This window comes from Blautia acetigignens (assembly GCF_025566865.1).
In the GTDB taxonomy this organism is placed as follows: domain Bacteria; phylum Bacillota; class Clostridia; order Lachnospirales; family Lachnospiraceae; genus Blautia_A; species Blautia_A acetigignens.
The window spans coordinates 20,003-27,215 of record NZ_JAOQJM010000010.1 but is presented as its reverse complement, the minus strand read 5'-3'; the positions used below and the strand labels follow the sequence as shown (position 1 = coordinate 27,215).

Here is a 7,213-nt window from a genome sequence, read left to right as displayed (position 1 = left end):
CAGGATCGCCTGGGAAAGGTTGACAAAGGTCCAGGCAGCCGTTCCGGTAAGCCAGCTGTTTTTCGCCTCACCGTGGCGGGCCGCATCCCGTCCGGCGATCATCTGGGAATAAACGTAAGGCTCAGTACGGTGGATCTCACTGATGTTTTCAATATAGGATGGACAGGTCTTTTTGTAAATTTCAAAAGCACGGTTTCCTCTGCCGATCACAGTTTCCGCAATGGAGATCCATGGATTGTTGTGACAGAAGATACCTGCGTTTTCCTTGTATCCCGGCGGGTAGGAGGAAATCTCCCCAAGGTTCAGGTAATATCTGGTATAAGCAGGCTGGTGAAGCATAATGCCGTACTTGGTATCCAGACGCTCTTTCACAGAATCCAGTGCTTTCTTGGCAAGGCCTTCCTTCACGCCGATTCCGGCAATAATGCAGAAGCCCTGAGGCTCAATGAAAATCTGTCCCTCTTCGCATTCATGGGAGCCAACCTTCTGGGAGGCAGCATCATAAGCACGAAGGAACCATTCTCCGTCCCAGCCAGCGTCCAGAACGGCCTGGTACATTTCATCCACAGCCTTCTGCGCGATTTCTGCCTCTTTTTCCTTCCCAACACGTCTGCAGATTTCCGCAAACTCATTTCCATATTTCACGTACATACCTGCAATAAACACAGACTCTGCAACTGGTCCCTCGGAAGGCCCGGTAGTCTGGAAAGACTCTCCAGGCTCATTGGAGAAGCAGTTCAAGTTCAGGCAGTCGTTCCAGTCTGCCCGTCCGATCAGCGGAAGCTTGTGCGGTCCAAGATGGGTGCGGCTGTACTCGAAGGAACGGCGCAGATGCTCAAACAGGGTTGCTGCTTTTTCCATATGACAGTCAAAGGCAACCATCTCGTCTAAGATCGCGTAGTCTCCAGTCTCCTTTAAGTAAGCTGCCACCGCTGCGATCAGCCACAGCGGGTCATCGTTAAATCCGCTTCCAATATCCAGGTTGCCCTGCTTGGTAAGAGGCTGGTACTGATGGTAAGCGCTTCCGTCCTCAAACTGGGTGGCAGCGATGTCCAGGATTCTTTCCCTTGCGCGCTCCGGGATCAGATGGACGAAGCCAAGAAGATCCTGGCAGGAATCACGGAATCCCATGCCGCGTCCGGTTCCGGATTCGTAGTAGGAAGCGGAGCGGGACATGTTAAAGGTAACCATACACTGGTACTGGTTCCAGATATTTGCCATACGGTTTACATGAGGATCCTGGCTCTCTACGTGATAGCGGGAGAGAAGCTCATCCCAGTATGCATTCAGCTGGGCAAAGGCGGCATCCACCTGCTGGGAAGCGGCGAATTTCTCCATAATCTTCTTAGCCGGATCCTTCTTGATCACATTTGGTGCTTCCCATTTGTCATCTTTGGGATTCTCGCAGTAGCCAAGAAGGAACACAAATTCTTTCTCCTCGCCCGGTGCCAGGGTAACGTTGATCTGCTGGCTGGCAATTGGGTACCATCCGCTGGCAACGGAGTTGCGGCTCTTTCCTTCCTCCACAGCAATCGGATTATTGTTTCCGCGGCCAAGTCCCAGGAAATCATCACGGCTGGTATCAAAGCCATCCACCGGGGCATTTACTGTGAAAAAGCTGTAGTGGTTGCGGCGCTCTCTGTACTCGGTCTTATGGTAAATGGTGCTGCCGATGATCTCCACCTCACCAGTGCTTAAGTTTCGCTGGTAGTTGGTCATATCATCCACTGCATTCCACAGACAGAACTCCACATAGGAAAAAAGGGAAATCTCTTTCGCAGCATCAGAGTTGTTTTTCAAAGTCAGCTTGTTGATCTCGCATGGAGTGTCAACTGGAACAAAAGCCAGAAGGTCCGCTGCCAGCCCGTTCTTTTCCCCGTGGAAGCGGCTGTAGCCAAGACCGTGGCGGCACTCATAGGCATCCAGAGACGTGCGGGTAGGCATTGCCCCCGGGTTCCAGATGGAATCGCCGTCCTTAATGTAGTAATATTTTCCGTTGGAATCTACCGGAATGTTGTTGTAGCGGTAGCGGGTAATGCGCAGCAGCTTGGCATCCTTGTAGAAGCTGTAGCCGCCGCAGGTATTGGAAATCAGGGAAAAGAAATCCTGGGAGCCCAGGTAATTGATCCAGGGCAGCGGGGTATCCGGTGTGGTGATCACATATTCTTTATTCGCATCATCGAAATGTCCGAAATTCATGGAAAATCCTCCTTAAAAGTTCTATTCTTATTTATTCGACCGTATCGTATTTTATCGGTTGTAGAGTGCTGACTGAAATTGTGAGATAATTAACATACGAAAACGAATAAGTTCTGGCAAAAAGAAGTAATAGTAAAGAATAATGGTCTACATTTGCCCTAAGTATAATAGATAGACTGACGAAAAGCAACTGAAAAATTACAGTAAAAATTAAATCTATTATATATGACAAATCAGAGATTTAAAGCACGAAAATTTTCGCGAAAATTTTTCGGAAACTTTCATGGCTGCAGATAAAATTGTAAAAAATACAAGAGATGAAATTGTGCAATAGGTAGAATGCAGTTAAAACGCACAAAAAATGAGGAAAAGCACTTGATTTTTTGTGCATAAGGGGATACTATAAAGCCACGAAAACGATTTAGAGATGACAGGAAAGAAAAAGGGTTGCTGTGAATGCGAGAAGCAGTAACAGACCAGAGAGTGAGGCAGGCTTATGGTTTCCATGAAAGAAATCGCGAAGAAGTGCAATGTCTCAGTCGCCACTGTCAGTAAAGCATTAAATGGTTACTCCGACATCGGAGAAGAAACAAGAAACTACATATTGAAAACGGCTTCGGAGATGGGGTACCTCCCCAACTCATCGGCAAGAGCCCTGAAGACGAAGCGGACCTTTAACCTGGGAGTCCTGTTTGTGGACGAAGCCAGAAGCGGACTCACCCATGACTATTTCAACCATGTTCTGGAGAGCTTCAAGAGTACTGCGGAGGCAAAAGGCTATGACATCACGTTTACCAGCGGAAATGTTTCCGGCAGAAGGATGACTTACTTAGAGCACTGCAGATACCGCAGCGTGGACGGCGTGGTGATGGCATGCGTGGATTTTACCGCAGATGAGGTTCAGGAGCTTCTGCTTTCAGACATTCCGGCTGTGACCATCGATCATATCTGTGATGGAAGGATTTCGGTAGTATCCAACAACATCCAGGGAATGGAAGATCTTGTTACTTATATATATAAGAAGGGACACCGCAAGATCGCTTACATCCATGGAGATGACACATCGGTTACCAAGAACCGGCTTGGAAGCTTTTACAGGACGTTGCAGAGACTGGGAATCGAAGAACCGGATGAATATGTAAAGCCATCTTTTTACAGAGATGCGGACATGGCAGGAGAGAGAACTGGCGAATTACTGGATCTGAAGGATCCGCCCACCTGTATTCTCTATCCTGATGATTATGCAGCATTAGGAGGGATAAACGAGATACGGGAGAGAGGGCTTCGGATACCGGAGGACATTTCGGTAGCCGGCTATGACGGAATCAATATTGCCCAGGTTCTTGAGCCAAGGCTTACCACCCTTTGCCAGGACACTGCAGCAATCGGCAGGATTGCAGCAGAACGGCTGATTGAGCTGATCGAGCACCCCAAGACCACCGTAATTGAGAAGTACACAGTAGACGGAACGCTTTTCAAAGGAGCATCTGTGAAAACCGTGTATCCGCCCAGGGGATTCAAGTAGCAATCAAAAAGGAAAAGATATCATATTAAAGGAGGAAGTAACATGAAGAAAAAAATGGTGAGCGTATTATTAACAGCTTCTATGCTGGCAGGAATGACAATGTTTGCAGTTCCGGTTATGGCAGAAGATGCAGCGCCGGAGAACGAAGTTACCGGAGACGCTTCCGCAGATGATTCCTTTGTTGTATGGGGCTGGAATGACGATATCAAGAAGATTCTTGACGGACCATTTAAAGAAGCCTATCCAGATGATTACGAAAGAATCGTATTCGTAAACACAGGCGGATCTGATTACTATCAGGGCAAACTGGATCCTGTACTGGATGATCCTTCCAATGAATTATATCCGGATATGATGGGCCTGGAAGTTGACTACGTTCAGAAATATGTCAACAGCGACTGGGTTCAGAATGTAGCAGACCTTGGCATTACCGCTGACGATTATGCAAACAGCTATCAGTACAACCTGGATCTTGGCTCTGATATGGACGGCAATGTAAGAGCACTGTTCTGGCAGGCAACTCCTGGATGCTATGCGATCCGTGCAGATCTGGCTGAGAAATATCTTGGAACAACCGATCCTGCAGAGCTTGCTGAGAAGTTCAAAGACCTGGATACCATCGTTGAGACCGCAAGAGAAGTAAACGAGGCTTCCGGCGGCAAGTGCAAACTGTTTTCCGGTTATGATGAGATCAAACGAAGCCTGACCGGTTCCAGAACCCAGGGCTTCTATGATGAGAACGATAAGATCACAATTGATGACAATATTAAGACCTACATGGAAACAGCCAAGACTCTTTATGACGAAGACCTTACCTTCAATACCGATCAGTGGAGTGCTGACTGGAGTGCAAATATGAGCGGTGACGGCGAAGAATCCAATGCAGCAGTTGCTTACATGGGATGCCCGTGGTTCGTATACTGGTGTCTGACCGATTCATGGAAAGACAACACCATCCTTGTTCCTACCCAGACAAAATGCTACTGGGGCGGCACAGGCCTTGCAGCTACAACAGATTGTGCAGATACCGAGCTTGCAGCGAAGATTATGAAATTCTTTACCTGCGATGAGGACGGCATGGTTGCAATCAACACTCTGAACTCTGACTATGTAAACAATACAGAAGCAGTCAGCAAGATCATCGACGCTGGCACATCCGCAGACGGCAATGGATATCTGTATCCGGATGCTGGACAGAACTTCATGGAGTTCTTCCTTCCATTAGCAGATGGACTTGACGCTTCCATGGTAACAGCAGAAGATCAGCAGATTCTTTCCCTTATGGATACCCAGACCAAGGCTTACGCAACAGGAGAAAAAGACCTTGACACTGCAATCGCAGATCTGACCGCTTCTATCCACGATACATTCTCTTACCTGAGCGCAGAATAAATCAAATGTAAGGGCTTGTAAAAGTAAAAAATAAGTAGTAGTGAGTGTGCTGCTTCTTCCCAAAAAGAAGGAGCAGCACATTCTTCTATCTGTATGAGTTGCCGGTGGCTGCTTTGGTTTCAGAAGCAGAATGACTGCCAGTGACAGGGAAGCCAAAAAGTGGGTTCCCCTTAGTGTCAGGCGTTCTGCCCTGCCAGGGCGCATCAGGTTCAGACAGGAGGCTGTTATGAATAAGAAAAAGAAGAAAAAAATCAGTTATGGAAGGTATGGCTACTTTTTTATCGCACCGTTTTTTATTACCTATCTGGTTTTCCAGTTATGGCCGCTGATCAATACATTTTATTACAGCACGCTGACGTATTACAAGCGGAATGGACGTGAGTTCGTGGACTTTGCGGGAATCAAGAATTTTCTCAATATCCTTGGCATGACAGCTGGTGAGAGAGGGTACGTGCTCAGTTATCTGAAAAATACCCTGATCATGTGGGGCTTTAACTTTGTTCCACAGATCCTGGTTTCCCTTCTTCTGGCTGTGTGGCTTACCGATGAGAAGGTGAAGGTAAAGGGAACGGGAGCCATGAAGGTCATTGTGTATCTTCCAAGCGTTATCACCGCAGCATCTGTTTCCGTACTGTTTAAATCCCTGTTTTCCCAGTATGGACCCATTACCCAGACCTTGAAAGACTGGGGAATCCTCAGCAGCAATTTCGATTTCATGTCCAGTGTGGCTGGAAGCCGCGGGCTGATTTCCGGCATTTTGTGGTGGATGTGGTTTGGAAATACCACATTGCTTCTGATTTCTGGTGTTCTTGGCATTGACCCGGGACTTTTCGAGGCGGCAGATATTGACGGGGCAACAGGATGGAAAAAGTTCCGCTACATTACCCTGCCTCTTTTGAAGCCGATCATGCTGTATACTCTGGTGACTTCCGCGATTGGCGGTCTGCAGATGTATGATATTCCGGCGCTGTTCAATGTTCCGGAGACCGGACTTGTGGGTCTGCCGGATGACAAGACCACTACTATGGCCATGTATATTATGCGTCTGTATAACAGCGATGTTGGAAAGGCAGCAGCCGTTTCCGTTGTACTGTTTGTGATCACGTTGATCGTCAGCCTGATTCTGTTTGCCACTATGGGAGACAGTGAAGACAGGCGGATGAAGAGAGAGCAGCGGCAGCGCAGAAAGGCAGGTGGAAGATCATGAGTAAAGCAAAGGACAGCTACAGCAAAAGTCTGCTGCATCAGAGAATCTTTCGTATGGTGATTTGCATTTTCTTCTGTCTGATTGCACTTTTGCCCTTTGTACTTCTGGTGATGAATGCTACAAGGGATTCGGAATCCATTAAGGCGGGTGTTTCCCTGATTCCGTCCACCCATCTGATCGAGAACTGGAAAAACCTGATGATCAAGCAGAATGGTATGCAGATTACCCTGCAGAAGGCGATTTTGAACTCTGCAACCATTACCATTCCGGGTACTTTCCTGGCGGTTTATTTTTCCGCGCTGACGGCGTATGGCATTCATGTTTATGATTTTAAGTTTAAGAAATTTGCATGGGCGTTTATTATGGCGGTTATGATGGTGCCAAGCCAGATTTCCATTATCGGTTTTTACCGGTTTATGCTGGATCTGAAGCTGATCGATACCTACATTCCGCTGATCATTCCCACCATTGCGGCGCCTACGGTTGTGTTCTTTATGAAGCAGTATATGGAGAGCACATTGTCCCTGGAAATGATCGAGGCGGCGAGAATTGACGGCTCCAAGGAGTGGCATACTTTTAACCGGATCATTCTGCCGATTATGAAGCCGGCGGTTGCTACACAGGCGATCTTCCAGTTTATTGCACAGTGGAACAACCTGTTTACACCGACCATCCTGTTAACTACAGATTCCAAGAAGACGCTTCCTATGTTCGTGCAGCTGTTAAGCTCTAACCAGTTCCGTACGGATTACGGTGTGGTTTATGTGGGACTTTTTGTTACCATTATCCCGCTGGTTGTGGTTTACCTGGTGCTTTCCAAGTATATTGTGGCTGGTGTGGCACTTGGAGGCGTGAAGGGATGATAGAAAAATTTACCGGGATTCGGGCAA

Annotated in this window: 5 protein-coding genes; 4 read left to right on the top strand and 1 reads right to left on the bottom strand. The window is 47.5% G+C overall.

The window, feature by feature from the left end:
- Positions 1-2,199: glycoside hydrolase family 94 protein (locus OCV70_RS12380; RefSeq protein ID WP_262579728.1), on the bottom strand; the 2,199-nt coding region annotated here is incomplete at its 3' end.
- Positions 2,200-2,695: 496 nt separating this feature from the next.
- Here OCV70_RS12380 and OCV70_RS12375 point away from each other — a divergent pair.
- The 4 genes from OCV70_RS12375 to OCV70_RS12360 all read left to right on the top strand — a co-directional run bounded on the left by OCV70_RS12375 (position 2,696) and on the right by OCV70_RS12360 (position 7,186).
- Positions 2,696-3,724, top strand: a complete 1,029-nt coding sequence (locus OCV70_RS12375) for a LacI family DNA-binding transcriptional regulator (RefSeq protein ID WP_021926569.1) — start codon at positions 2,696-2,698, stop codon at positions 3,722-3,724.
- A 42-nt stretch (positions 3,725-3,766) separates the two neighbouring features.
- Entirely contained in the window at positions 3,767-5,116 is a 1,350-nt protein-coding gene (locus OCV70_RS12370) for a hypothetical protein (protein WP_173766279.1), read from the top strand.
- A 226-nt stretch (positions 5,117-5,342) separates the two neighbouring features.
- Complete coding sequence (locus OCV70_RS12365; protein WP_195587653.1) at positions 5,343-6,323, top strand: carbohydrate ABC transporter permease; 981 nt, start codon at positions 5,343-5,345, stop codon at positions 6,321-6,323.
- The gene (locus tag OCV70_RS12360) at positions 6,320-7,186 is read left to right on the top strand and encodes a carbohydrate ABC transporter permease (protein ID WP_021925845.1); all 867 of its coding nucleotides are present in this window, start codon (positions 6,320-6,322) and stop codon (positions 7,184-7,186) included. Before OCV70_RS12365 ends, OCV70_RS12360 begins: the two co-directional genes overlap by 4 nt.
- The last annotated feature ends 27 nt before the right edge of the window (positions 7,187-7,213 follow it).

Bases quoted from the DNA above. Each gene is read 5' to 3' on its own strand.
- OCV70_RS12365 (WP_195587653.1), top strand. From the start codon at position 5,343: ATGAATAAGAAAAAGAAGAAAAAAATCAGTTATGGAAGGTATGGCTAC.
- OCV70_RS12360 (WP_021925845.1), top strand. From the start codon at position 6,320: ATGAGTAAAGCAAAGGACAGCTACAGCAAAAGTCTGCTGCATCAGAGA.
- OCV70_RS12370 (WP_173766279.1), top strand. From the start codon at position 3,767: ATGAAGAAAAAAATGGTGAGCGTATTATTAACAGCTTCTATGCTGGCA.
- OCV70_RS12375 (WP_021926569.1), top strand. From the start codon at position 2,696: ATGGTTTCCATGAAAGAAATCGCGAAGAAGTGCAATGTCTCAGTCGCC.